At 58.2% G+C, this 26,699-nt stretch carries 25 protein-coding genes and 1 other RNA gene; 14 read left to right on the forward strand and 12 right to left on the reverse strand.

Translation table 11 applies throughout. The features are described 5' to 3' along the window. The first annotated feature begins 84 nt into the window (after positions 1–84). From metN to proS, 6 genes are all read left to right on the forward strand, one after another. Positions 85–1,116 (forward strand): methionine ABC transporter ATP-binding protein MetN, encoded by a 1,032-nt coding sequence (metN, locus tag DCL27_RS13830; RefSeq protein ID WP_005281814.1) that lies wholly within the window; start codon positions 85–87, stop codon positions 1,114–1,116. After that, positions 1,109–1,762 (forward strand): methionine ABC transporter permease MetI, encoded by a 654-nt coding sequence (locus DCL27_RS13835; protein ID WP_005281812.1) that lies wholly within the window; start codon positions 1,109–1,111, stop codon positions 1,760–1,762. Before metN ends, DCL27_RS13835 begins: the two co-directional genes overlap by 8 nt. A 72-nt stretch (positions 1,763–1,834) precedes the next feature. Further along, positions 1,835–2,650, forward strand: coding sequence for a MetQ/NlpA family lipoprotein (locus DCL27_RS13840; RefSeq protein WP_005281810.1), 816 nt, complete (start codon positions 1,835–1,837; stop codon positions 2,648–2,650). A gap of 110 nt (positions 2,651–2,760) precedes the next feature. Continuing rightward, a complete protein-coding gene (rcsF, locus tag DCL27_RS13845; RefSeq protein WP_035600076.1) occupies positions 2,761–3,183 on the forward strand; it encodes an Rcs stress response system protein RcsF in 423 nt (140 codons plus the stop codon). Further along, on the forward strand, positions 3,180–3,884 hold the full coding sequence (tsaA, locus tag DCL27_RS13850) for a tRNA (N6-threonylcarbamoyladenosine(37)-N6)-methyltransferase TrmO (RefSeq protein WP_035600078.1): 705 nt from the start codon (positions 3,180–3,182) through the stop codon (positions 3,882–3,884). Before rcsF ends, tsaA begins: the two co-directional genes overlap by 4 nt. Positions 3,885–3,968: 84 nt before the next feature. Next, a complete protein-coding gene (proS, locus tag DCL27_RS13855) occupies positions 3,969–5,687 on the forward strand; it encodes a proline--tRNA ligase (protein ID WP_035600080.1) in 1,719 nt (572 codons plus the stop codon). A 67-nt stretch (positions 5,688–5,754) separates the two neighbouring features. Here proS and creA read toward each other — a convergent pair whose 3' ends face one another. Then, positions 5,755–6,243: a protein CreA gene (creA, locus tag DCL27_RS13860; RefSeq protein ID WP_005281800.1), complete on the reverse strand. Its 489-nt coding sequence runs from the start codon at positions 6,241–6,243 to the stop codon at positions 5,755–5,757. A 200-nt stretch (positions 6,244–6,443) separates the two neighbouring features. Between creA and robA the strand changes: the two genes are divergently transcribed. Then, a complete protein-coding gene (gene robA / locus DCL27_RS13865) occupies positions 6,444–7,328 on the forward strand; it encodes an MDR efflux pump AcrAB transcriptional activator RobA (protein WP_005281796.1) in 885 nt (294 codons plus the stop codon). A 2-nt stretch (positions 7,329–7,330) separates the two neighbouring features. Here robA and gpmB read toward each other — a convergent pair whose 3' ends face one another. Next, positions 7,331–7,978, reverse strand: a complete 648-nt coding sequence (gene gpmB, locus DCL27_RS13870; protein WP_005281794.1) for a 2,3-diphosphoglycerate-dependent phosphoglycerate mutase GpmB — start codon at positions 7,976–7,978, stop codon at positions 7,331–7,333. Between the two features lie 164 nt (positions 7,979–8,142). Between gpmB and yjjX the strand changes: the two genes are divergently transcribed. Next, positions 8,143–8,712, forward strand: coding sequence for an inosine/xanthosine triphosphatase (yjjX, locus tag DCL27_RS13875; protein WP_005281792.1), 570 nt, complete (start codon positions 8,143–8,145; stop codon positions 8,710–8,712). Here the strand turns inward: yjjX and trpR are convergent. Continuing rightward, positions 8,682–9,014 carry a trp operon repressor gene (gene trpR / locus DCL27_RS13880; RefSeq protein ID WP_005281790.1) on the reverse strand — a complete coding sequence of 111 codons (333 nt, stop codon included), beginning with the start codon at positions 9,012–9,014 and terminating at the stop codon, positions 8,682–8,684. The genes yjjX and trpR overlap by 31 nt on opposite strands. Before the next feature lie 104 nt (positions 9,015–9,118). Then, positions 9,119–11,038: a murein transglycosylase gene (sltY, locus tag DCL27_RS13885; RefSeq protein WP_181880790.1), complete on the reverse strand. Its 1,920-nt coding sequence runs from the start codon at positions 11,036–11,038 to the stop codon at positions 9,119–9,121. Positions 11,039–11,439: 401 nt separating this feature from the next. Between sltY and ettA the strand changes: the two genes are divergently transcribed. Further along, positions 11,440–13,107 carry an energy-dependent translational throttle protein EttA gene (ettA, locus tag DCL27_RS13890; RefSeq protein ID WP_035604712.1) on the forward strand — a complete coding sequence of 556 codons (1,668 nt, stop codon included), beginning with the start codon at positions 11,440–11,442 and terminating at the stop codon, positions 13,105–13,107. Positions 13,108–13,164: 57 nt separating this feature from the next. Here ettA and radA read toward each other — a convergent pair whose 3' ends face one another. Together radA and serB are read right to left on the reverse strand one after the other, a co-directional pair. Next, a complete protein-coding gene (gene radA / locus DCL27_RS13895) occupies positions 13,165–14,550 on the reverse strand; it encodes a DNA repair protein RadA (RefSeq protein WP_035599602.1) in 1,386 nt (461 codons plus the stop codon). A gap of 145 nt (positions 14,551–14,695) precedes the next feature. Next, a complete protein-coding gene (gene serB, locus DCL27_RS13900; protein WP_035599605.1) occupies positions 14,696–15,673 on the reverse strand; it encodes a phosphoserine phosphatase in 978 nt (325 codons plus the stop codon). Positions 15,674–15,780: 107 nt separating this feature from the next. Between serB and DCL27_RS13905 the strand changes: the two genes are divergently transcribed. Beyond that, positions 15,781–16,488: a YtjB family periplasmic protein gene (locus tag DCL27_RS13905; RefSeq protein ID WP_005281781.1), complete on the forward strand. Its 708-nt coding sequence runs from the start codon at positions 15,781–15,783 to the stop codon at positions 16,486–16,488. 43 nt (positions 16,489–16,531) lie between these two features. Here the strand turns inward: DCL27_RS13905 and rnpB are convergent. Together rnpB and rsmI are read right to left on the reverse strand one after the other, a co-directional pair. Continuing rightward, positions 16,532–16,910, reverse strand: an RNA gene (rnpB, locus tag DCL27_RS13910) — RNase P RNA component class A. A 19-nt stretch (positions 16,911–16,929) separates the two neighbouring features. Continuing rightward, positions 16,930–17,805, reverse strand: a complete 876-nt coding sequence (rsmI, locus tag DCL27_RS13915) for a 16S rRNA (cytidine(1402)-2'-O)-methyltransferase (RefSeq protein ID WP_005281779.1) — start codon at positions 17,803–17,805, stop codon at positions 16,930–16,932. A 61-nt stretch (positions 17,806–17,866) separates the two neighbouring features. On the opposite strand from rsmI, the gene DCL27_RS13920 reads away from it, so the two are divergent. From DCL27_RS13920 to dolP, 4 genes are read left to right on the forward strand one after another with little or no spacing between them, the layout of a single operon-like run. Next, the gene (locus DCL27_RS13920) at positions 17,867–19,966 is read left to right on the forward strand and encodes a penicillin-binding protein activator (protein ID WP_035599608.1); all 2,100 of its coding nucleotides are present in this window, start codon (positions 17,867–17,869) and stop codon (positions 19,964–19,966) included. After that, positions 19,924–20,310, forward strand: a complete 387-nt coding sequence (locus DCL27_RS13925; RefSeq protein ID WP_005297370.1) for a YraN family protein — start codon at positions 19,924–19,926, stop codon at positions 20,308–20,310. Before DCL27_RS13920 ends, DCL27_RS13925 begins: the two co-directional genes overlap by 43 nt. Before the next feature lie 47 nt (positions 20,311–20,357). After that, on the forward strand, positions 20,358–20,948 hold the full coding sequence (gene diaA, locus DCL27_RS13930) for a DnaA initiator-associating protein DiaA (RefSeq protein WP_005297367.1): 591 nt from the start codon (positions 20,358–20,360) through the stop codon (positions 20,946–20,948). 10 nt (positions 20,949–20,958) lie between these two features. Continuing rightward, positions 20,959–21,549 carry a division/outer membrane stress-associated lipid-binding lipoprotein gene (dolP, locus tag DCL27_RS13935; RefSeq protein WP_228594439.1) on the forward strand — a complete coding sequence of 197 codons (591 nt, stop codon included), beginning with the start codon at positions 20,959–20,961 and terminating at the stop codon, positions 21,547–21,549. Positions 21,550–21,590: 41 nt separating this feature from the next. Here the strand turns inward: dolP and mtgA are convergent, their stop codons facing one another. The 4 genes from mtgA to DCL27_RS13955 all read right to left on the reverse strand — a co-directional run bounded on the left by mtgA (position 21,591) and on the right by DCL27_RS13955 (position 26,678). Continuing rightward, positions 21,591–22,322 carry a monofunctional biosynthetic peptidoglycan transglycosylase gene (gene mtgA / locus DCL27_RS13940; RefSeq protein ID WP_035599611.1) on the reverse strand — a complete coding sequence of 244 codons (732 nt, stop codon included), beginning with the start codon at positions 22,320–22,322 and terminating at the stop codon, positions 21,591–21,593. Further along, positions 22,319–22,972: an isoprenoid biosynthesis glyoxalase ElbB gene (gene elbB / locus DCL27_RS13945; RefSeq protein ID WP_035599616.1), complete on the reverse strand. Its 654-nt coding sequence runs from the start codon at positions 22,970–22,972 to the stop codon at positions 22,319–22,321. The genes mtgA and elbB overlap by 4 nt, the downstream gene beginning before the upstream one ends. Before the next feature lie 385 nt (positions 22,973–23,357). Further along, positions 23,358–25,694 carry an aerobic respiration two-component sensor histidine kinase ArcB gene (arcB, locus tag DCL27_RS13950; protein WP_005281767.1) on the reverse strand — a complete coding sequence of 779 codons (2,337 nt, stop codon included), beginning with the start codon at positions 25,692–25,694 and terminating at the stop codon, positions 23,358–23,360. An 81-nt stretch (positions 25,695–25,775) separates the two neighbouring features. Next, entirely contained in the window at positions 25,776–26,678 is a 903-nt protein-coding gene (locus DCL27_RS13955; RefSeq protein ID WP_005297361.1) for a TIGR01212 family radical SAM protein, read from the reverse strand. Between the last annotated feature and the right edge of the window lie 21 nt (positions 26,679–26,699).

Genomic DNA, 26,699 nt, shown 5'->3' on the forward strand with positions numbered 1-26,699 from the left:
CGCCTTAACATCCAGTTCAATTTATAACGTGACTCATGTCACTGATGATGACGCTCCAGGCAACGACGAAACCTAAATATAAAAATGATTAAACTCTCTCATATCACCAAAGTATTCCAGCAGGGACAACGCCATATCACGGCGTTGGACGATGTGTCGCTACACGTCCCCGCTGGCCAGATCTATGGCGTCATTGGCTCCTCTGGCGCGGGTAAGAGCACCCTGATCCGTTGCGTCAACCTGTTAGAGCGCCCGACGCAGGGCCAGGTGTTGGTCGATAACCAGGATCTCACCGCGATGAGTACCGGGCAACTGACCCGCGCACGTCGCCAGATCGGCATGATCTTCCAGCACTTCAATCTGCTCTCTTCGCGTACCGTATTCGGTAACGTGGCCCTACCGCTGGAGCTGGATCGCGTCCCACGCGATGAGATCAAGCGCCGTGTCAGTGAGTTGTTATCGCTGGTTGGCCTGGCCGATAAGCACGATGCTTATCCCGCCAATCTGTCCGGTGGACAGAAGCAGCGTGTTGCCATCGCGCGCGCCCTGGCCAGTAACCCCAAAGTACTGCTGTGCGATGAAGCCACCAGTGCGCTCGACCCGGCCACGACTCGCTCCATCCTGGAGTTGTTGAAGGATATTAATCGCCGCCTAGGGCTCACCATCCTGCTGATCACGCACGAGATGGATGTGGTGAAGCGCATCTGTGATCAGGTTGCCGTGATCAGCCAGGGCAAGCTGATCGAGCAAGGGAGTGTCGGCGAAGTCTTCTCCCACCCGAAGACGCCGTTGGCGCAACAGTTCATCCATGCCACGTTGCACCTGGATATCCCGGATGATTTCGCCGAACGAATGACGCCGGAGCGACGTCCCGATAGCCAGCCACTGCTACGTCTGGAGTTTACCGGTCAGTCGGTCGACGCCCCGCTGATCTCACAGGCGGTACGACGCTTTAACGTCGATATCAGCATTCTCAGCTCGCAGATGGATTATGCCGGCGGAGTGAAATTCGGGGTCATGTTGGCGGAGTTGCACGGCGACGATGGCGATGCCCGTTCCGCCATCGAGTTTTTTGAACAGCATCACGTGAAAGTTGAGGTACTGGGTTATGTCTGAGGCAATGATGTGGTTAATGGTGCGCGGGATCTGGGAAACCGTGGTCATGACCCTAGTATCCGGCTTTTTCGGCTTCGTCATCGGTTTACCGGTTGGTGTACTGCTGTATACCTCGCGCCCGGGACAAATCTTGGAGAATGCCAAGCTATATAAGCTGCTGTCGGCACTGGTCAACATCTTCCGCTCCATCCCCTTTATTATCCTGCTGGTATGGATGATCCCCTTCACGCGCCTGATCGTCGGGACCTCCATCGGACTACAGGCGGCACTGGTTCCGCTGACGATCGGTGCGGCTCCCTTCATCGCCCGCATGGTGGAAAACACGCTGTTGGAGATCCCGAGTGGCCTGATCGAAGCCGCACGCGCCATGGGCGCCACGCCCATGCAGATCATCAGTAAAATCCTGCTGCCAGAGGCATTACCGGGTCTGATCAACGCAGCCACCATCACCCTGATTACCTTAGTCGGCTATTCCGCCATGGGCGGCGCCGTAGGCGCGGGCGGTTTGGGGCAGATCGGTTACCAATATGGTTATATCGGTTATAACGCGACAGTGATGAATACAGTATTAGTATTACTGGTCATTTTGGTGTATTTGATCCAGTTCAGCGGCGACCGTCTGGTCAAGACCATCAGCCGTAAATAAGAAGCCAGGCAATAATAAAGCGATGCGCTGACAAAAGTGCGCAACACACCATCACATACAGAAGGATATGCTATGTCAATTCAGTTCAAGTCTTTAGCACTGGTCGGTACATTGCTCGGCACGCTGGCACTGGCCGGCTGTGGTCAAGAGGAAAAGGATCCCAATCATATCAAGGTCGGGGTCATCGTCGGCGCCGAACAGCAAGTCGCGGAAGTCGCACAGAAAGTGGCGAAGGATAAGTATGGCCTGAACGTCGAACTGGTGACCTTTAACGACTATGTATTACCCAATGAAGCTCTGAGTAAGGGCGATATCGACGTCAATGCCTTCCAGCATAAGCCTTACCTCGATCAGCAGATCAAGGATCGCGGCTATAAGCTGGTGTCGGTCGGTAACACCTTCGTCTATCCGATCGCTGGCTACTCTAAGAAGATTAAGTCGCTGGACGAGCTGCAGGACGGCGCCCAGATCGCCATTCCTAATGACCCGACCAACCTGGGTCGCTCATTACTGCTGTTGCAAAAAGTGGGTCTGATCAAGCTGAAAGATGGCATCGGTCTGCTGCCGACCGTCCTGGATATCACCGAGAACCCGAAACATCTGAAGCTGGTCGAGTTGGAAGCGCCACAGTTACCGCGCTCGCTGGACGACAACCAGATCGCCCTGGCGGTCATCAATACCACCTACGCTAGCCAGATTGGCCTGACTCCGGCCAAGGATGGCATCTTCGTTGAAGGGAAAGATTCCCCTTACGTTAACCTGATCGTGGCGCGTGAAGACAATAAAGATGCCGAGAATGTGAAAAAATTCGTTCAAGCCTATCAATCTGACGAAGTGTATAACGCGGCTAACAAAATCTTTAACGGCGGCGCCGTTAAAGGCTGGTAATTTCCCCCCATTTCTCTCCCTTAGCCAAGATGGGCCATGCGCCCATCTTGTCATTTCCGTTATAGATTGATTCAATACTCCCCAATCTCATCAATACCAGGACCTGTTCCATGCGTGCATTACCGTTATGTCTGCTCACGGCCAGCATGACACTGAGTGGCTGCTCCCTGCTGCATCGCGAAGCCGCGCCGATCACGCCTGCGACCGCAGACAAAACGCCAGAAACTGTTACCACGCCGCGAGCAGCGGCGGTGCGCCAACCCACCATCGCGCTCTATGAGAATGCAGAGGCGCTGCTCGGCAAGCCCTTCCGCGACCTCGGCGAGGTGAGTGGCAGCGTCTGCCAGAGCCGCCCACACCACACGCCCCCCAGCCTCAGCACGGCCAAGAAGCGTATGCTGCATAAGGCGGCGCAGTTAAAGGCCAACGCCGTACTCTTGCATAGCTGCCAACTGCTTGAGCAGGCCAACGGCTGTTATCGCCAAGCGCTCTGTACGGGTTCGGCCCTGAACATTACCTCGTCAGCGCAATGAATACGTTTCAATTCGCACCAATAGGCGTCATCCATTCGCCCTACAAAGAGAAGTTCGCCATTCCACGCCAACCTGGGTTGATTAGCGATGGTGGCGGCGAACTCGAGCTGTTACCGCCCTACAATCAGGCCGATACCGTGCGAGGATTGGAAGGATTCAGCCATTTATGGGTGATCTTCGTCTTCCACCAAACGATGGCTGGCGGGTGGCGACCGACCGTCCGTCCACCACGCCTGGGGGGAAATACCCGCGTCGGCGTCTTCGCCACCCGCTCGACCTTCCGTCCCAACCCTATCGGTATGTCACTGGTTGAGTTGCAGGGGATCGAGACCCATAACGGCGTACGCCTACGTCTGGGCAGCCTGGATCTGGTCGATGGCACCCCGGTACTCGACATCAAACCCTATCTCCCCTTCGCCGAGAGCCAGCCGCAGGCTCAGGCTGGCTTTGCCCAACAGGCTCCGGCGGCAGATATGCCGGTCGTCTTCATGCCAGAGGCGGAGGCTCAGATCACCCAGCATCAACGCAATTACCCGCATTTGGCTCGCTTTATCCGCCAAGTCCTGGCACAAGATCCCCGTCCCGCCTATCGACACGCGGCGGATGAAGATCGGGTATATGCGGTACATCTCTTAGATTTCAACCTGCGTTGGCGGGTCAAACATGGCGTCTGTGAGGTTATTGGATTAGATGAGCGTTAGAAAATCATCCTCCTCCCTTTTGACGCCCCGCCGGCACTGGTAAACTAGACTACTTTTTTTGCTCGTTCGAACGGAACCATACTCATGCGTACTAGCCAATATCTGCTCTCCACCCTCAAGGAGACCCCCGCCGACGCGGAAGTCGTCAGCCATCAGCTGATGCTGCGCGCCGGGATGATCCGCAAACTGGCATCCGGCCTGTATACCTGGCTGCCGACCGGTCTGCGTGTGCTGAACAAAGTTGAAAACATCGTGCGTGAAGAGATGAATTACGCCGGTGCCATCGAGGTCTCAATGCCGGTCGTTCAACCGGCCGATCTGTGGCAAGAAAGCGGCCGCTGGGAGCAATATGGCCCGGAATTGCTGCGCTTCGTCGATCGCGGCGAGCGTCCGTTCGTACTCGGCCCGACCCATGAAGAGGTGATCACCGACCTGGTTCGTAATGAGATCAGCTCCTACAAGCAGTTACCGCTGAACTTCTACCAGATCCAGACCAAGTTCCGCGACGAAGTTCGCCCACGCTTCGGCGTAATGCGTTCTCGCGAATTCCTGATGAAGGACGCCTACTCCTTCCATACGACCCAGGAGTCCTTGCAGGAAACTTACGACGCGATGTATGCCGCCTACAGCCGCATCTTTAGCCGTATGGGCCTAGACTTCCGCGCCGTACAAGCCGACACCGGCTCCATTGGGGGTAACGCCTCCCATGAGTTCCAGGTGCTGGCGCAGAGCGGCGAGGACGATATCGTCTTCTCTACCGACTCCGACTACGCCGCCAATATCGAGCTGGCCGAAGCCATCGCACCGACCGCCGCGCGGGCCGCCGCCACGCAGGCGATGGAGCTGGTCGACACGCCGCACGCCAAAACGATCGCCGAGCTGGTTGAGCAACACAACCAACCGATCGAGAAGACCGTTAAGACCCTGCTGGTCCATGCGGCCGAAGAGAGCGGTCATACTCTGGTCGCCCTGCTGGTTCGTGGCGATCATGAGCTGAACGAAGTGAAAGCCGAGAAACTGGAGCTGGTCGCCACGCCGCTGACCTTCGCCAACGAGGCGGAAATCCGCGCGCTGGTCAATGCCGGGCCGGGCTCCCTGGGGCCGGTGAACCTGCCGTTACCGATCGTCGTCGACCGCGCCGTCGCCGCGATGAGTGACTTCGCCGCCGGTGCCAACATCGATGGTAAACACTACTTCGGCATCAACTGGGAGCGCGACGTGGCGCTGCCGCAGGTCGCCGATATTCGCAACGTCGTCGAGGGTGATCCGAGCCCGGACGGCCACGGTACCCTGCTGATTAAGCGTGGTATCGAAGTCGGTCATATCTTCCAACTGGGGACGAAATATACCGAGGCGCTCAACGCCACCGTACAGGGTGAAGATGGTCGTAACCAGCTGATGACCATGGGTTGTTACGGTATCGGGGTGACACGTGTAGTCGCCGCCGCCATCGAGCAGAATCATGATGAACGCGGCATCATCTGGCCGGATGCTATCGCGCCGTTCCAGGTTGCCATCCTGCCGATGAATATGCACAAATCTTTCCGCGTGAAAGACGTTGCCGAGCGCCTGTACGACGCACTGCGTCTCAAGGGAATCGAAGTTCTGCTGGATGACCGGAAAGAGCGTCCGGGTGTGATGTTCGCCGATATGGAACTGATCGGTATCCCGCACACCATCGTCATCGGCGATCGCAACCTCGACAACAACGAAGTCGAATACAAATACCGCCGCGACGGTGAGAAGTTAATGATCAGCCTGGATGAGATCGAAGCCTTCCTGCTGGCGCAGATCGCACGCTGAGTGGGCATTCACCTCTAACTCGTACCAACAGGCCGACCTCGTCGGCCTGTTTTTTCTTGATGGCTTATCAGCCTTGGACGGGTGCGCTCCACGGCATCACGGGGACCGCACTGATCGCATTTTTCGGCGATCCTTCGACGACACGATCAGAGTAAGAGAGGTAAATCAGTACATTACGTTTACTGTCATAGAAACGTACAACCTGCAACTTCTTAAAAACCAGAGAGGTACGCTTACGAAACACCACTTCGCCATCCGCTTTTTTATTGCGGATCTTTTCGCTCAGGGTGATCGGCCCAACCTGCTGACACGAGATGGCGGCGTCGGAGGTATCCTCGGCCAAGCCTAGCCCCCCTTTAATCCCCCCCGTCTTAGCCCGGCTAACGTAGCAGGTCACATTATTCACGTCCGGATCATCGAACGCCTCGACCACGATTTTATGATCAGGACCGAACAGTTTAAACACGGTGTCGACGGATCCGATCTCTTCGGCCTGTACCGTGCCAGCTAAAAATGTCGTCAACGCGACACATAAGCCAACAAAATATTTATTCACTACATTACCTCTAAAATTTTATAATAACTTGCGTTATTAGTTTAGTGGCGGCTAACGTGTTAAATAGAAAGGATAACACGCCGTTTTTTTATTATACTGCTTGCCCTTAGTACGTATTGCAATCAGCACATGCCGCCGGATCAGGATTGCATTTCCCGAGTTACTGCAATCGATGTCTACCACCGCATTAAGGAAGCTTTATGGATCAGGCCGATATTATTCATGACCTGTTACACTGGTTAGAAGGGCACCTCGACCACCCGCTGACTCTCGACAACGTGGCGGCCAAAGCCGGCTACTCTAAATGGCATTTACAGCGGATGTTCAAGGATATTACCGGGCAGGCCATCGGCGCCTACATTCGAGCACGCCGTCTCTCCAAGGCTGCCGCCGCGCTACGCCTGACTAGCCGCCCGATTCTCGACATCGCCTTACAGTACCGTTTCGACTCGCAACAAACCTTCACCCGCGCCTTTAAAAAACAGTTCAATCAGACGCCGGCGCTCTACCGTCGCGCCGAAGAGTGGCACGCCTATGGCATGCGGCCACCGATCCGGCTGGAAGGGTACACCATGCCGACGCCGAAATTCGTCACCCAGCCCAACCTCTCTCTGGTCGGGGTAACACAGAGCTACACCTGCACCCTGGAGCAAATCAGTCGGGTACGTACCGAGTTACGCACCCAATTTTGGCGCGATTTTTTACACGCCGTCCAAGATATCCGCGATATTCCTCCGGTACTGTATGGGCTCCATCACGCCCACCCCAGTCAAGAGAAGGATGACGAGCAGACGATCTTCTACACCACCGCACTGGAACCGCATCTGTTACCGAAACAGGTCACCCGTGAAGTCCAGCCGATTCAATTGGCGGGCGGCGAGTATGTACAATTTAGCTATCAGGGGCCGACCGAACACTTCCAGGACTTTATCATCGATCTGTATGGGAGCGTCCTGCCGACGCTGAACCTCACCCGGCGGCGGGGCTATGATATCGAACGTTTCTACCCCTTGGTGGACTCCGCTCAGCGTCCACCGAAGAATATTCACTGCGAGTATCTGATCCCCATCCGCCACGCGATCTGATCTTAACGCAACACTTCATCCATCGACGGTCGGGTCAGATGCTCGACATCCCCCGCCGTCTCGACCACCCAACCTGATGCCAGCCAGGCGCTCTGCTGGTAATCCACTCGCGACAGCGAGCAGTTGCGCAGGCGCAAACGCCGCTCCGCATAGGGGGGAAGCCCTAAGAGGGTGGACAACAGGCAGCCCAACGCGATGCCGTGGCTAACCAGTAAGGGCCGACTCCCCTCAGGAAGTGCCAAACAGTCGTTCAACGCCTGCCGCATGCGAGCCCCCAGCTCACTCATGCGCTCGCCCTGCGGAATACAACCATCGGGCGAGCCATCCAGCATACTCAGACGCCACTGCTCCTCCTGCGGCGTCAGCGAGGCGAGCAGACGCGACTCCAACACGCCCATATTCAGCTCACGCAACCGCGCATCCAGCGTCAACGGGCAGCCACAGGCATCGGCGATGATCGCCCCCGTCTGCTGGGTGCGCCCCAGATCGCTGGCAATCACATGGGTGATGCCCATCTGGCGCAGACGTGCGGCGGCCTGGCGGGCCTGCTGCTCCCCCATCATGGTCAACGGGCTATCGGACTGCCCCTGAATACGCCGCTGCACATTCCACTCAGTCTCACCGTGGCGAATAAGGTATACCTGTCTCATCTCTTTTTTACCTATACTAGGCCGTCTCCAGCCACAACTGCGCTTACAGGCCGGGATTAGCCGACCCCTACTCTCGGCGATGTCCCGTGGCACACGCACCCAGGTCGACGTGGCGCGCGCGCGCCGCCGCCGTACCACCGCCTCATTAAGGAAACCGGAATCGTATGTATCATGTTATCGCCGCGACCACCAATCCGGCCAAAATTCAGGCCATTGCCTTGGCGTTTGACGATACCGTTGGCGCCGGACAATACCGCATCGAGGGGATCGAAGTCGACAGCGGCGTGCCGGAACAGCCGTTAGGTAGCACACAAACGCGCAGCGGTGCGCGTCATCGGGTGATCTGCGCTCGTCAGCTCCGTCCCGAGGCGGATTTTTGGGTCGGTATCGAGGCAGGGATTGAGGATAATATGACCTTCGCCTGGATGACGGTCGAAAACCGCCATCATCGGGGCGAGGCACGCTCGGCCAGTCTGCTGCTGCCAGAGGCCATCATGGCGGGCATCCGCCAGGGAAACTCGTTAGGCCAGGAAATGCGCCGTCTGAGTGGTATCGATGACATCAATCGGCGCGAAGGCGCTATCGGCGTCCTGACCCAAGGGCGGCTCAGTCGTACCCGTGTCTACCACCACGCCCTGTTACTGGCCTTGGCCGCATTAGCCCCCTGCTACCACCCAGCGCCTCTCGCTATGCCATCTGGCGACTATGCCGACTTCTCCTCCGTCAGCAGTTGATGCGTCAACCACTGTTTAAAATCAGGGGAGGCCAACTTCAGGCTGTTAGATCCCCGAGTAATCGTGGCGATGCCAGCGCCTAGCTGGCTCTTTAGCTCGCGCTGGCTCATCTCTCCCTTCAGCAACTCTTCGATGATACGTACCCGCGTCGCCAACGCATCACGCTCATCTGGGGTGAGGAACAGTTGCAACATGGGTGCCTGCCACCCCTCTTGATAGGCCTGCTGCAACAACTGTATAAAGCGTTGCCAGTCATCCTGCTGAGCCGGTGCCTGTTCCGGCGTGGCGCTTATCTTGGTCATTGTCTGTGCTACCTCTGGCTGCGGCTGAACTATTTAACGAGTACAAGCATATCATAGCGCGTCATAGGGATGTAGGGGCGGGCGTCCCCGCCCATACGACTCACTCAGTAGCGCCGCTCCCATTCGCCATCCGTCAAGATCTTATCTGGACGATGCATAAAGTGACGATAGTAGGCATCATAGGCCAGTACATTCTTCACATAGCCACGCGTCTCTGAGAAGGGGATACTCTCAATAAAGGCCACCGCATCTATCCGCCCCGCGCTATTCCCCAACCAGGTATTCACACGAGAAGGTCCGGCATTATAGGCGGCGCTGGCCAGAATACGATTACGTCCCAGACTCTGGAATACATACTCCAGGTAACGCGTGCCCAGATCGATATTCGTCTTAGGGTCAAGCAGCTGGCTACTGTTCTGATAACTACTCACGTTGTACATCTTTGCCGTATGCTGGGCCGTCGCCGGCATCAGCTGCATCAGGCCACTGGCGCCGACCGAGGAGCGCGCCTCGGGATTCCAGGCGCTCTCCTGACGCGCGATGGCCATGGCGTAACTCTGGGTGATCCCCTTATCGTCCGTCGCCGTACGGAAGTCCTGCTGCCAAGCTAATGGGAAGCGCTCCTGAAGATGATCCCACAGTTTGGCGACGATCGTCGCCTGCACGCTGAGATCGGCCCATCCCTGCTCCAACGCATAACGCGCCAACGCCTCCTGCTGCGGGCGCGGCTTACTCGCTACCAAGGCATTCCATTCACTACGCGCGGTGTTGTCCATGTTCCAATACATCAACTCACGGACTCGCGCGATCGCCGGCTCTTGCGCCAACGCGGCATCGGGGCGCTGCGCGCGCGCCACCTGTAACGGATAAGGAATCCCCAGGCGCTGGGCCGCCACCATGGGATAGAAGCCGCGCTGGGTGGTCAAGGCGCGCAGTATCCCCTCTCCCTCACTGCGCTTACCTTGATCGATTAACGTTACCGCATGCCAATAGCGCCACTCGTCCTTATCGCGTACCGAGGCCGGTAAACGCCCCAGCCATTCGCGCACCTGTGCTTTATCACCCGAGCCTAGCGCCATCCGCAGACGGCGCTCCAACAACGCACTATTGTGGCTACGGCGGATCACCGCATCACGCCAACGGCCATCGGCCACACTGGCATCGCTCCCCATCAAACGCCAGGCGATAGTCTCCTCCATGCGTTGCCGTTGAGGGGCCGGAATATGCTGCAAGCGCACCAGTGTCGGTAACCTATCGCGCGCCGCATCGGCGTCTTGACGCGCCAGCGAGGTAAAAGCGGCCTCCACGACGTCACGACTAAAGTCACTCGGGGACACTGCGCGTGCGAACGCCTCGACTTGGCGAGGATCCGCCTGAAGCGCCGTCAGCGAACGGGTCAGCGTCTGGTAGTTGGCGGGTAACTGTTGCAACAGGTATTTCACCAGCCCGCTATTGCCTTTTTCCAGCGCGAGACGCAGACGCGCCAAAATCGCCTGACTACTCTGCCCGCCCGCCCCTTTCCACGCCTCGAACAGCTTGTCACAGCTAGCGGGTAGCGACTGACCACTCAGCCAGATCGTCTGTGCGCCTTGCCAAGCCTGAGCCGCATGACCCGTCGCATATTGGGCATAATAGTAATTACAACGCGCCGCCACAGGCTGAGGCGGCTGAGGACTGAACGCCAGCAGAGTGATCCAATCCTCCCGGCGCGCCAACTCGTTGACATAACGTGCCGGCAGACTGCGCGCCGGCGGTAGGGTGGGGTATTGCTGCAAGAACAGCTTAATCTGCTGCGCGCTGACCTGAGAGAGATCCTGCGTCAGTGCTCGGTAGGCAAGGTAAGGATAGAGCGGATAATCGCGCAGTGTCGGCATCAGCTGATCGACCGTCGCCATCTGCTTATTATCCCAGGCCTGCTTAATCTGTTGATAGCGCGCCCGCTGCGCATCGATTGAGTCTGCCGACGCGGATGCCGCGCCCAACACCAGGCACACGCCGACGCTCCAATAGCGCCAATTGCCCACCATGACCATGTTCTCTTTCCCTTACTGACTCTCGCGCTCCGCACGCGATCCGGATGATAACCGCCCCTACAGGATGTAAGGAGGGAGACCCTGTGAGATTCTATGACAGCGATTGTAGCAAAGCATTCCGTGCATCCTGGTATTCTTGCACTCTTTTACACCCACACTCCGCCGGGGATCCCCCCATGAGTCCCTCATTTTTACCCCTTACGTCGCCAATCGCGGCGATTTCGAGTAAAACCGCTAGCGATCACAAGGAAAACCACGCGTATCACGCTATACTCGCGCTTTGTATTACACGCTGTCCGCGGGTCGTTGTTATCCGAAGATGAACGGGATACACTCCGCATCCAATAGCGATCCGCAGCGTATCCATTCGATAACAAGAGGCTCAGAGCAACGTGGCTCAATACGTCTATACCATGAACCGCGTCGGCAAAATCGTCCCGCCGAAGCGTCACATCCTGAAAGATATTTCCCTCAGTTTCTTCCCGGGTGCCAAAATCGGCGTGCTGGGGTTGAACGGTGCGGGGAAATCCACCCTGCTGCGCATCATGGCAGGGGTCGACACCGAGATCGAAGGGGAGGCTCGCCCACAACCCGGGATCAAGATCGGCTACCTACCGCAGGAGCCAAAACTTAATCTGGAGCAGACCGTACGCGAGGCGGTGGAAGAAGCCGTCGGTGAAGTTAAGCGGGCGTTGACCCGTCTGGACGAGGTGTATGCGCTGTATGCCGACCCGGATGCCGATTTCGACAAGCTGGCCAAAGAGCAGGGTGAGCTGGAAGCCATCATTCAATCCCACGACGGTCACAACCTGGACAACCAGTTGGAGCGTGCCGCCGATGCCCTGCGCCTGCCGGCCTGGGATGCCAAGATCGCCAACCTCTCCGGGGGGGAGCGTCGCCGCGTCGCCATCTGCCGTCTGCTGCTAGAAAAGCCCGACATGCTGCTGCTCGACGAACCGACCAACCACCTGGATGCCGAATCCGTCGCCTGGCTGGAACGTTTCCTGCACGACTACGAAGGTACCGTGGTCGCCATCACCCACGACCGTTACTTCCTGGACAATGTCGCCGGCTGGATCCTGGAGCTGGACCGCGGCGAAGGCATTCCGTGGGAGGGGAACTACTCCTCTTGGCTGGAGCAGAAAGATCAGCGTTTGGCGCAGGAAGCCTCCGCCGAAGCCGCTCGTCGTAAATCCATTGAGAAAGAGTTGGAATGGGTGCGTCAGGGCGCCAAGGGGCGTCAGTCTAAGGGCAAGGCCCGTCTGGCGCGCTTCGAGGAGCTGAATAATACCGACTACCAGAAGCGTAACGAAACCAGCGAGCTGTTTATTCCGCCGGGACCGCGTCTGGGCGACAAGGTGCTGGAGGTCAGCAACCTGTCCAAGTCCTACGGCGATCGTCAACTGATCGATAACCTCTCCTTCGCCATACCTAAGGGTGCCATTGTCGGCATCATCGGTCCGAACGGCGCCGGTAAATCGACCCTGTTCCGTATGATCTCCGGGCAAGAGCAACCGGACAGCGGCGACATCACCCTGGGCGAAACCGTGGTGCTGGCCTCTGTCGATCAGTTCCGTGATGCGATGGATGATAAGAAAAGCGTGTGGGAAGAGGTTTCCGGCGGGCAAGACATCATGCGTATCGGTAACTTCGAGATCGCCAGCCGTGCCTATGTCGGCCGCTTTAACTTCAAGGGCACCGATCAGGGTAAACGCGTCGGCGAACTGTCTGGCGGTGAGCGTGGTCGCCTGCACTTGGCCAAGCTGTTGCAAGTCGGCGGCAACATGCTGCTGCTCGACGAACCGACCAACGACCTGGATGTCGAGACTCTACGTGCACTGGAGAACGCCCTGTTAGAGTTCCCGGGCTGCGCGATGGTGATCTCGCATGACCGTTGGTTCCTCGACCGTATCGCCACCCATATCCTCGACTACCAGGATGAGGGGCGTGTTGAGTTCTTCGAAGGTAACTTCTCGGAATACGAAGAGTACAAGAAGCGCACCCAAGGCGCCGAGGCGTTGCAGCCGCACCGCATCAAGTACAAGAAGATCACCAAGTAAGCGGCGGTCTGATCGACAAATGGGCTCCCACGGGAGCCCTTATTTATGGTGCGACTATCAGGCCAAGTCTTGCAGAATATCCAAGGCGTCCGACAGCTTCTTCACCCCGTAGACCGTCATGTTGGGGATGGCCTTTTTCGGCACGTTGGCATGAGGCACGATCGCTCGGCGGAAGCCATGTTTTGCCGCCTCAATGATACGCTCCTGACCGCTCGCCACCGGGCGTACCTCGCCCGCCAGCCCCACCTCCCCAAAGATCACCAGATCCTGTGGCAAGGGCCGATCTCGTAGGCTGGAGACCAGGGACATCAGCAACGCCAGATCGGCGCTGGTCTCCGCCACCTTCACCCCACCGACTACGTTGACGAACACATCCTGATCGGCCATCTGCAGCCCACCGTGACGGTGCAGCACCGCCAGCAGAATCGCCAGCCGGTTCTGCTCCAATCCCACCGCCACCCGGCGCGGGTTAGACATCATCGAGGTATCGACCAGCGCCTGAATCTCCACCAGCAAGGGACGGGTTCCCTCCCAGACCACCATCACCGAGCTACCGGCGGTGATCTCCTCGCCGCGGCTGAGGAAGATGGCCGAGGGATTACTGACCTCACGCAGCCCTTGCTCGGTCATGGCAAACACCCCCAACTCGTTGACCGCACCGAAGCGGTTCTTGTGGCTGCGCAGGGTGCGGAAGCGCGAGTCGGCGTCGCCATCGAGCAGTACCGAACAATCGATACAGTGCTCCAAGACCTTCGGCCCGGCCAACGAGCCATCCTTGGTCACATGGCCAACCATAATGATCGCCACCCCGCGCGTCTTAGCGAAGCGCGTCAGATAGGCCGCCGTTTCACGCACCTGGGCCACACTACCGGGCGACGACTGAATATCGGCCATGTGCATCACCTGGATCGAGTCGATAACCATCAGCTTCGGCTGTTCCTGTTCGGCGATCAGACAAATCTGTTCGATGCTGGTCTCCGACAGCATATTCAGCCCCTCCGTCGGCAAACCGAGACGATGGGCGCGCATCGCCACCTGTTGCAACGACTCCTCGCCGGTGACATATAGAGTCTTCATCTGCTGCGCCAGACGGCACAGGGTCTGCAACAACAGAGTACTCTTACCGGCGCCGGGATTCCCGCCGATCAGAATGGCGCTACCGGGCACCACACCACCCCCCAGGACGCGATCAAACTCGACGAAACCGGTGGAGAAGCGTGGCAACGCCTCCAGGCTGATCTCCGACAGTTTTTGGACCTTGCTCAGGCCGCCGGCATCGCCGGCATAACCGGAGAGGCGAGCCCCACGCACCGCCGGTGCCGCCGCTAGCCGCACCTCGCTGATACTGTTCCACGCTTGGCAGGCCGAGCACTGCCCCTGCCAACGCGGGTAGTCGGCCCCACACTCGTTACAGACAAAAGCTCGTTTTACCGCCTTCGCCACCGCCACTCTCCTTATTACTGTTCACACCACCGTGCCACGTCACGCCCTAGCTGGACACCACACTCGCTTTCCCGGACTCGCCGTGCCAGCACAGAGGCTCAGTGTAGCAAGAAATGGATGAAAATACTGTGAATGCATACAGCTGTTAACGCTCTTCGTGTTTCAGGGTCGCGCTTAACACACACAACACGCCGATCAGATCCGCGTGACGAATGGCCATCGGCGCGCGTTCGTACACACAAGGTTTGGCGTGATAGGCGATACCCAATCCCGCGCGCTGGATCATCTTCAAATCATTCGCGCCATCGCCGATGGCCACCGTCTGCGCCAGAGGAGTGCCGAGTTGCTGCGCCAGATCACACAGGGTGTCCTCCTTACATTGCGCATCCACGATACGCCCCTCCAGCCGCCCCGTCAGGCGTCCATGACGCACTTCGAGTCCGTTTGCCACCGCTGCGTGCAGGTTTAAACGCTCACGCAAGTGATCGGCAAAGTAGGTGAAACCGCCCGAGGCGATCGCCACATGCCAGTCGAAGGCTTGCAGTTTACGCACCAGGCTAGTTAGCCCCGGCATCAGTGGCAACCCCTCACGCACGCGTTGCAGGATGGCGGCATCGGCCCCCTCTAACGCCGCGACACGCTGCCGCAGGCTGGCAGCGAAGTCCAACTCACCACGCATCGCACGTTCGGTCACCGCTGCCACCTCGCCCCCCACACCGGCCAGACGCGCGATTTCATCGATACATTCGATGGTGATGGCGGTAGAGTCCATATCCATCACTAACAGGCCCGGTGAACGCAGGTGAGGCAGACGACCGAGCACCGCCACATCGAAGCCCTGCTCCATGGCGATCGCTGCCGCACGTGGCGGCATCGTGCCGGCGAGGCGTACCACCTGATAATCTTCGATACACCATGCCGCCACCACCACCATCGGCGCGGCCAACCGGCGCTGAAAGGCATGCAACGCCGCCTTATCCAGATGACGCCCATATAACAGCCACCCGGTATGCCCGGCACGATAATCTAACGGCATCACCTCATCGCCACTCAGCGACAACGGCAGGCCGGGCCAGCGATAGATCTCCGCGGGCAGATCGCAAAAGGTAAGACTATTGGGCATAACCACTCCTCTCAAACACCATCCATGCGTCAAAACCGAGCCTCAAGCTATCCTATCGTTAAGGCTTCTGGCAACATAAAGTCATTACCGGTGTACAGGATCTCTCCATGGTTAAGGCCACACTTCGCTTCCGCCTGCATAGGACAGCTATCGTTCTGATCTGCTTAGCATTATTAGTCATTTTGCTGCAGGGGGCATCCTACTTTAGTCTGAGCCATCAACGGGCAAGGCTCGATCAGGTCGGCGAGTTAGCGCAAACCCTGGCGCAACAGGTCGCCGCCCGCCTGACACCGTTTATGAATGATGACTCGCCGGACAGCAAACGCATCGCGCCGATCCTTGAGGGGCTGACCCGCCATAGCCGTATCCTGGACGCGAGTGTCTACGCCCTAAACGGGACGTTGGTGGCACAAGCCGGGGAGCGCATCAAGGTACGTGATCGCTTGGCGTTGGATGGACAACGGGCGGGCAGCTACTTTAATCATCAGATCGTCCAACCGATCGACGGCCACGATGGCCCGCTCGGCTTCTTACGCTTGACGCTGGATACGCATGTACTGGCCACCGAGTCACAGCAGGTCGATAACACCACCAACCTGCTACGGCTGATGATACTGCTGGCGCTGGCCATCGGCATCATCCTGGCGCGCACCCTGTTACAGACACAGCGCAGCCGTTGGCAGCAGTCCTCTTATCTATTGACGGCTAACGTCCCGATCGAGGAACCGCAGACGCAGGATGGCAACGAGACGGGCTCGGTGGAGGAATCGCCGGCGGATGTCCCAAGGCCCCCATCGCCCAGCTCACGCCCCTAAGCGCCCCAAAAAGCAAAACCCCGCCGAAGCGGGGTTTTTAGATGGAGGGAGTTGACCGTTAAGCCGGGTTCTGTCGTGGACAGTCATTCGTCTAGGCCAGCAATCGCTCACTGGCTCAAGCAGCCTACCCGGGTTCAGTACGGGCCGTACCTTATGAACCCCTATTTGGCCTTGCTCCGGGTGGAGTTTACCGTGCCACGGTCTGTTGCCAGCCGCGCGGTGCGCTCTTACCGCACCCTTTCACCCTTACCTGATCCCACTTTGCAGCGGGCCATCGGCGGTTTGCTCTCTGTTGCACTTGTCGTGGGCTCACGCCCCCCAGGCGTTACCTGGCACCCTGCCCTATGGAGCCCGGACTTTCCTCCCCTGCGCCCGTCTCCCCGAAGGGACGACGACACAGCGGCGACTGTCTGGTCAACTCCGGCGCGGATGATAGGCTATTCAGGCGTCGTTGTCACCTGATTGCTGCGCGAGTGCGTATTTATACAACGCATTCTTCTTCACGCCGTGGATCTCGGCCGCCAATGCCGCCGCCTTTTTCAGCGGTAGCTCCGCCTGGAGCAAGGCCAATGTACGCAGCGCCTCGGGGGATAAGGCCTCCTCGTCGGCTTGATAGCCCTCGACGATCAGTACCATCTCACCCTTACGCCGATTCTCATCCTCGCGCACCCAGGCCAACAGTTGTGCGACCGGCGCACCATGAATATTTTCCCAGGTCTTGGTCAGCTCGCGCGCCAGCACCACATAGCGCGCGCCACCCAGCTCGCTCACCATATCCTCCAGACTCTCCAGCAGACGATGCGTCGACTCATAGAAGATCAGCGTGCGGGGCTCCTGCTGCAGAGCGCGCAGACGATCGCGTCGCGCCTTGCTCTTGGCAGGCAAGAAGCCTTCATAGCAGAAACGATCCGAGGGTACCCCGGCCGCACACAGCGCGGTAGTCGCGGCGCAGGCGCCCGGTAAGGGGACCACGCGAATCCCCGCCTCACGGCAACGACGAACCAAATGGTAGCCAGGATCATTGATCAGCGGTGTGCCGGCATCGGATACCAAGGCAATGCTCTGTCCGGCACGCAACTTGTCGATCAACAGATCGGCTTTCTGTTGTTCGTTATGGTCATGCAATGCGAAGAAACGCGCATTGATAGCAAAATGTTGTAACAGCATTCCCGTATGACGGGTATCCTCTGCCGCTATCAAATCGACCGCCTTCAGTGTCGCCAACGCCCGCTGGGTAATGTCCCCAAGGTTACCGATCGGCGTCGGCACCACATACAGCGTCGCTGCAGAAATGGCAGCCTGATCGTTTTGATTCATTGTTTCATCCGGTTTGTCGATTTAATATTGAGCATTCTGAAAAAAATTCACTGGGTACAGTATGCTTTCCTCAATCACTGTCCGCACCAAGTCCGGACGCCTCATCCCGCTGGTTCTGGCCGCCATGTTATTGGCCGCCTGCGCCGGGCGCGAATCCACCACGCCGCCGGCCCCCGTTCAGAGCGAGGCAACCGCATCCGCCGCCTACTATTTGCAGCAGATGCAGCAAAGTAGCGATGATAGCAAGGCTGATTGGCAATTACTTGCCATTCGTGCATTGCTGCGCGAAGGAAAACTGCCCCAGGCGGCCGAACTGTATGGCCAATTACCGCAACAACTGAGCGAGGCGCAACGCCAGGAACAACAACTGGTCGGCGCCGAGTTGGCGATCGCCCGCCAGGCGCCGCAACAGGCCAATGCACTGCTCGCCAAGCTGGATGTCAGCCAACTCACCCCAGTGCAGCAACAACGCTACTACCAGGCGCTGATCGCCGCGACATCGGGAAAAACCACGCTGGCGCAACTCCGTGCTTACATCGCGCTGCAACCGTTACTGACGCAAGATGCCCAGCGTAAGGCCAACATCGACGCGACTTGGGCGGCGCTCAGTGGGCTTAGCCAGGCCGATCTCAACGGCATGGTGATCAATGCCAACGAGGATGTCCTACGCGGCTGGCTGGATCTACTACGTCTATATCAAGATAACCGCCAAGATCCGGCGCTGCTTAAAGCGGCGATTAAGGACTGGCAGACGCGTTACCCTAACAACCCGGCGGCGGCGTTGCTGCCCTCCGCCCTGGATAACATTCTGCACCTACAAGCAGCCTCCACCGCGAACATCGCCTTGCTATTGCCTCTGAATGGTCAGGCGAAGGCCTTCTCCGATGCCATCGAGGCTGGCTTCAACGCGGCAAAGAATGGCGCCTTCAGCCAAAGTGCAGCGGCCACACCAGTTAGCGGCGCGACGGCAGCATCCGGTGCCGTCTCGGCTACACCGGCGGCGGCGACAGGCAGTACGCCAGCACCCGCGGACGTCAACGCCGCTGGTGCCGTCAGCCCTAGCGCACAGAGCGGCACAACCGATACGCCTAGCGCGGCAGCGGCGCCTAGCGACGCCAGCGTAGCGGCAGCGCAACCGCAACTGGACGCGGCAGGCGATCCCGTCGCCCCTAGCGTCAGCCCCGGCAACCCCGACGCCCATATCCAAGTGTATGACACCAGCACGACCCCATTGCCGGCGCTATTGGCTCAGGCACAGCAAGGCGGCGCCAGCCTGGTGGTCGGTCCGCTGTTAAAGAACAACGTCGAGCAACTCGCCAGCCTCTCTACACCCCTGAATATTCTGGCGCTCAATCAGCCGGAGCAGGTCAAGAATCAGGCCAATATCTGTTACTTCGCGCTATCACCCGAAGATGAAGCACGCGATGCCGCACGCCACATCTGGGACCAGGGTAAACGCACGCCGTTACTGCTGATCCCACGCACTCCGCTGGGGGATCGCGTCGCGAAGGCATTCGCCAGTGAGTGGCAATCCCTCGGAGGTGGAACGGTATTGCAACAGACCTTTGGCTCCAGCGCCGAATTGCGTAGTACCATCAACGGCGGTACGGGTATCCGTCTGACCGGGCAACCGGTCATGGTCGCTCCCGCCCAGTCCGCCTCGGTCACCATCGCAGGCCTAACCATCCCGGCACCGGCGCAACCGCCTGCCGCGAGTGGTGGCAATGTGGACGCGGTTTACATCATCGCCACCCCGGCCGAGCTGACGCTAATCAAGCCGATGATCGACCTGGCTAATGGGACCCATAACGGCATCGGGCTATATGCCAGCTCACGCAGCTATCAGGCTGGGGCCGGTCCCGACTACCGCCTAGAGATGGAAGGCATACAGTTCAGCGATATTCCGTTGCTGGCCGGTAGCGATCCCGCCATCCTGCAACAGGCCCCGGCTCAGTACCGCAACGACTATTCGCTGATGCGCCTATACGCCATGGGGGCCGACGCATGGACGCTGGCGAACCACTTTACCCAGATGCGTCAGATCCCCGGCTTCCAAGTCAAGGGCGCGACCGGGATGCTAAGCGCCAACTCGGACTGCGTCATCCAGCGGAAACTGCCATGGCTACAGTACCAACAGGGCAGCATCGTCCCGGTACAGTAAGCACGTCGCAGATCGGCGCGCACCATGAGCGGCATGCGCGCCGCTATCTGGAGCGCGCCGGGCTGCGTTTTCACGCCGCGAATGTGCGCCTACCTGGCGGTGAGATCGATCTGATCATGCGCGATGGCGCGACTTGGGTGTTCGTTGAGGTACGTTACCGCCGCTCTGACCGTTACGGTAGTGCCGCGGCTAGCGTCGATAGAGGCAAGCAACGACGCCTATTACGCGCCGCCGCCCATTGGCTGGCGGCACACAATCAGAGCCTAGAAACGGCAGACTGCCGTTTTGACGTTTTGGCAATCACCGGCGGGCAGTTACAATGGCTGCCCAATGCATTTGTCTGAAGCGCATGCTCGCTTTTCAGGCTTTTCTGAATCAATGGATACTTACCGTGCTGGAAAGAATCAAAGGCTGTTTTACTGAAAGCATTCAAACTCAAATTGCCGCCGCCGAGGCCCTGCCTGATGCCATCTCCCGCGCGGCAATGACCTTGGTGCAGTCGCTACTCAACGGTAATAAAATTCTGTGCTGCGGTAACGGAGCCTCGGGGGCCAACGCTCAACATTTCGCCGCCACGCTGATCAACCGTTTTGAAACCGAGCGCCCTAGCCTGCCGGCGATCGCACTTAATGCGGATAGCGTGGTCTTAACCGCGATAGGCAATGATCGCCTCCACGATGAGATCTATGCCAAACAGGTGCGTGCCCTCGGGCATGCCGGTGACGTCCTGTTGGCCATCTCCACCCGCGGCAACAGCCGTGATATCGTGAAGGCCGTCGAGGCGGCGGTGACGCGCGATATGACCATCGTGGCATTGACCGGCTATGATGGCGGCGAGTTGGCTGGGCTGCTGGGGCAGCAGGATGTGGAGATCCGCATTCCATCCCATCGCAGCACCCGCATTCAAGAGATGCACATGCTGACCGTCAATTGCCTGTGCGATTTAATCGATAACACCCTGTTCCCTCATCAGGCTGACTGAAGGAGTCGTCATGACGATGCGTTTTCCCCTAACCCGATGTTTCCCCCTGTTGCTGGTTCTCAGCGCGTTGCTCTTGCAAGGCTGTGTTGCCGCCGTGATCGGCAGTGCCACTATGGCAACGCAGGCCGCCAGCGATCCGCGTAGCGTGGGTACACAAGTCGACGATGGTACGCTCGAGGCGCGTATCTCCAATGCCCTGAGCAAAGATGCACAGCTGAAGAAAGAGGCGCGTGTGGTGGTCACCGCCTATCAAGGCCAGGCTCTGCTGACCGGGCAGGCACCGAGCCAAGAACTGATCAACCGCGCCAAGCAGATTGCCATGGGCGTCGAAGGCACCAAAGCGGTCTACAATGAGATTCGACGCGGGAATCCCGTCAGTCTGGGGACCGCCTCGGCCGATGCCTGGATCACCACCAAGGTGCGTTCTCAACTGCTCGCCAGCGATCAGGTGAAGTCGACCAACGTGAAGGTCACCACCGAAAATGGCGAGGTCTTCCTGTTAGGTCTGGTCACCCCGAAAGAAGGGCAAGCGGCGGCACAGCTCGCCAGCCGCGTCAGCGGTGTGAAACACGTCACTACCGCCTTTACGCTGTTGAAGTAACCCTCCCCGCTACGCCCCGCCAACGCGGGGCGTAGCAAGCGCTACAGATCATTACGCCGCAGGAAGCTCTCTCCCCCCAATTGACGCATTTGCCGCAGGATCCAGCGTTGACGCTGCCAGACATAACCCGAGGGAGCCTGGACATGAAAACGGTGCGGATTGGGGAGTACCGCCGCCAACAACGCGGCCTCGCTAGCCGTCAAGCGGCTGGCAGGCTTATGAAAGTAATGCTGGGCTGCCGCCTCCACCCCAAAGATACCCGGACCGAACTCGACGATATTCAGGTAGACGGTCAATATACGACGCTTACTCCACAGCAACTCCTCACCTAACGTGAGGCCCGCTTCCAACCCCTTACGTAACCAGCTACGGCCATCCCACAACAGCAGATTTTTTACCGTTTGTTGAGAGAGCGTCGAGGCGCCGCGCAATGGCCGACGCCCTTCATCGGCACGATCCAATACCCGCTCGATGGCGCCCAGATCGAATCCCCAGTGTTGAGGAAATTTCTGATCTTCGGCGGCGATCACCGCCAAGGCCATCTCCGGCGAGATCGCCGAAAGCGGCCGCCAACGCTGATGAGCGACATAACTAAAATCCACCTCCAGCCAGGCGCCGATCTGACGTTGTATCATCACCGCCGAATAAGGCACCGGTAGAATGGCGAACAACAATAGGGCGGTGAGCCACATCCCGATCAACGCAACACACGCGCGCCCGCACCAGCGCCGCACACCTCGCCCAACGCGGCGCAGCGTCGCGGTTTCCCTCATCGAGTCATTTCCAGCACCTGTGCCACCAGCTTGTCGATCCCTTGCGCCGCCTCGGTAATCGAGCCAGCCAACATATAGGCCGGTGTGGTCACCACGCGTTGTGCCGTATCCACCACGATCTCATCCACCGGGCAGGCAACATGCTGCCCCCCCATGGCCTCGATGACGGCGGCGGTTCCCGCATCGTTGCCAATAGTCACTCGCACTGGCGCCCCCAGCAACTTGGGTAATAGCGCCGGCGCGATACAGATAAAGCCTAGCGGTTTACCGGCTTGATGCAGCTCCCTGACCAAGCGTTGCAGATCACTATCCACCCAGCACGCCGCCCCATCGCTTGCCAGGCTACTCAAGTTCTTCGCGGCACCGAAGCCCCCCGGAATGATCAAGGCATCCAGTTGGCTGGCATCCCCTTGTGCCAAGGGGGTCACCTCACCCCGAGCGATACGCGCCGCTTCGGCCAACATATTGCGCCGCTCTGCAACCGCCTCCCCACTCCGATGATCGATCACCTGCGTCTGTTCCCGATCCGGCGCCAAACATACCGCCTGTGCGCCGGCACGAGACAACGCCAGCAACGTTAATACCGCTTCATGGATCTCGCTGCCATCGAACACACCACAGCCACTGAGTACTACGCCAACTCGTTTCATCGCTTCTCCTCACTCACCGGTTACGTGCGTTCATCGCGTTAGCGCCCGGCTCACAGAACGCCACCGTTAGCATTAACGCTGATGAACTATTCGATTTTATTTACCTTTTTAGCCCCAAGTGACGTCATCGTTCTCACTAGTAACTAATTCTAAGTAAGTCAACATATTGACGGTTTGTATTGGTAAAAAACAAAATGCATCACACATTTAAATGAATGAACTAACATTCATCATCAACTTGTTGGTATGTTGACAATGTTGTGCGTCGAACCGAATCGCTCTAGTTACGCAAACCTTTTCTTGATAATTTCTCTCATCAACTATGCGTAGCTAACCATTTTCCCTGGTGTTGGCGCAGTCGTTGCGCACCCCGACTCCGTCGGGGTCATTTTTTTGTCGCCTGAGCGACCCAGTCACGTAGCACGTCTACATCGTGGCGCCACTCCTGCTTCAGCTCCTCGATCCACTCCTGCACGTTATCCCACCAGGCAGGCAAGGTCGGCGTCTGGATCTGTTGTGCCAGTTGTTGCAGATGGCGTAATCCCACCGATCCGGCGGCCCCCTTGATCTTGTGCCCCTCTTCGGTGATCCCCTTCTGATCGCGCGCGGTCATATTGGATTCCAACACCGAGAGATAACCCGGCATCATCTTTTCGAAAACCGCCAGGCTCTGATCGATCAGTTGCGGCCCAACCAGATCGAGATACTGCTGCAACATTTCGGTGTCCAACAATTCACCGGAGTCGTGCGCTGTGACGCCCGCCGCCGTGGATTTTGCCTCAGGCTCGCTATCCCAGAAGCGGCGGATCACCGCCGTCAACGCCGGAACAGCCAGCGGCTTACTCAGCACATCATCCATACCGGCATCCAGATATTCTTTTTTATCTTTCAATACATTGGCTGTCAGTGCCACCAGCGGTGGTAACGCGGCCTTACCGTAGCGTTGGCACAGGGTACGGGCGATATCCAGGCCGGTCATATCCGGTAGCTGGATATCCAACAGCACCAGATCGTACTCCTGCGGATCGAACATGGAGAGCGCCTCGGCACCGCTCATCGCGACCTCCACGCTATTCCCCATCTTCTCCAACACCGAGCGCGCTACGATGACGTTCAACTCGATGTCTTCGACGAGCAGAATATGCAACGCCGGCAGCGGCATCTCCTCATCGTCCTGCGGCTCACTGAGTGCCTCCGCGACCAATGGCGCCCGGATACTCAGGGTAAAGCAAGCGCCTTCGCCCGCCACGCTGCTGACGACGATATCGCCCCCCATCGCCTGGGCCAGACGCTTGGAGACGGCCAGACCGATACCGGTCCCCGTGGCCGGCTTGCCGCCGTTGCGATCCTTCACCTGGTAATACATGGCGAAGATCTTATCTTGCTCATCGCGTGGGATCCCGATACCGGTATCGCGCACCTCGAAGAACAACTTATCCGACGGCTCACGCCAGACGCGCACGCTGACCCCCCCCTGCTGCGTAAACTTGACCGCGTTACCGATCAGATTCCAGAGGATCTGACGCAAACGGGTGCCATCCGCCATGATCTTATGCGGCAGACCCGCCTCCGGCGTCAGCGTAAAATTCAATCCCTTCGGTTGCACCAGTAGGCCAGAGAGATTCTCCAGATCCGTCAGGAAACCGGTGAAGTCGATCTCTTGATTGTCCAACTGAACCTTGCGGCGCTCAAGCTTATCCATCTCTATGATATCGTTAAAAATATTACCAAGAGTGATGGCGCTGACATGGATGGTTTTCAGGTATTTGAGTTGCTCATCATTCAACTCAGTATCCAACAGGATACGGCTGAGACCGACGATGCCGTTCAGCGGGGTACGTAATTCATGGCTGATGGTTGAAATGAACGTCGTTTTATCGCGGCTCGCGTTCTCTAACGCATCTTGGTAGCGTTTACGTTCGGTAATATCGCGCCCGAAGCCCATCAGGCCATGACGCTTACCGACGCGATCGTAGAATGGCACCTTACGTAGCTCGAAGCAGGCCTTGCGCCCATCAGGATAGACCAGCCACTGTTCATAAGTCAGCGAGACATTGTGGCGAAATACCTTCTCATCCGTCTCGATCACCTTCTGAGCGATATCCTCATCGTACACATCGCGCGGCGTCAGGCCGATCAGCTGCTTCTCGCTCTTGCCAGTTAACAGCTCCATGGCGCGGTTGCAGCCGGAAAACTCACCGTTCTCGTTGCGGTAGTACACCAGGTCTGGGGAGGAGTCGAGGAAGGAGCGCAACAGCGCGGACTGTTGCTCGAGTTCGACCTGGGCCAGTTCACGCTGATCGATCTCATGCTGGAGGGTGTCCAGCACCTGCAAACGAGCCTCCTCGGCCTTGACGCGATCGGCGATCTCTTGATTGAGCTGGGTAATGTTGTCCTTAAGCTGCTGATTCAGCTGCAAGTCACGGTGGCGCATCTCTTCGAGCTTATTGACCAACTTGCTCAGACGCTGGCGCGACTCTTCCAATTGCTCCACCACCACCGAGAGGAAATACACGGCCCACGGGGTGATCAACAATCCGAAGAATACCGAACGTACCACGTCGATACTGTCCACCTGGCCGCGCAACAACATGGTCACGGCCAGCTGCACCACCATCGCCAACAGCACTAACGCTAAAGCCAACAGGATGGAGAAGCGCACCAGCCCGAGTTTTACCATTAAATCAACGTAATACTGGGCTAATACCCGAATTTGTTTCATCTTGCACTCCCCGGCAGTTTTCACGGTTTAATCATACCGTAAAACCGGCGCTAAGGGGTTGGGCGCAATCGGGTTAGCGCGTTAGCACGCCGAGGCTTGACCGCCATGACACAGCAGATAATCGTTGATGGCCACCATGCCCGTCCAACGGTTCTCACACCATTGCGGCGCCAACAGCGTCGGACGGCGCGCGCTGGCGGAAATACGGTGATAGATCACCTCTGGCGGCGTGTGGCGGATCATCTCGCCAGCCGTGTGTACATACTGATCCAGCGTCAATGCTGGCAGACGCCCGGCCTGCCAGGCCTTGGCCATCACGCTACCGCTGACAATATGCAACGGATGCAACTTGATCCCTTCAACACCGGTCTCGACCACCCGTTGTAGCGTCGCCAGACAATCCGTATGGCTCTCGCCGGGTAAGCCGACGATCAGATGGCTACAAACCTTCAGTCCGCGTGCGCGTGCGGCGCGCGTGGTGCGTTGGTAGCAGGCAAAATCATGCCCACGGTTGATGCGGTGTAGGGTGCGATCGTGGGCACTCTGCAATCCCAACTCCAACCAGACCTCATACCCCTGATCACGGTACTCCGCCAATAGGTCGAGTACACTTTCCGGCACACAGTCGGGACGCGTTCCCACGCACAACCCCACCATATCCGCCTGCTGGAGCGCCTCTTGATACATCTGACGCAGTATACAAACCTCGGCATAGGTACTGGTATAGGCCTGAAAATAGGCGAGATAACGCCGGGCGCGATTCACTTTACGCGCCTGTGCCGCCAGTTGCTCGGCAATGCTGCGCTGCTGCATCTGCTCATCGGCAAAGGAGGCGACGTTGCAAAAGGTGCAGCCCCCACGACCGAGCGTACCGTCACGATTGGGGCAACTGAAGCCACCGTGCAAGGTCAGTTTATGGATTTTTTCTCCGTAGCGGCGCTGCAAGTCGGCACCGAACATATTCACTAATTGCTGCAACTGCATAATCGACTACACGCCCCATCT

It is taken from the genome of Edwardsiella tarda ATCC 15947 = NBRC 105688 (assembly GCF_003113495.2).
GTDB classification, from domain to species: Bacteria; Pseudomonadota; Gammaproteobacteria; order Enterobacterales; family Enterobacteriaceae; genus Edwardsiella; species Edwardsiella tarda.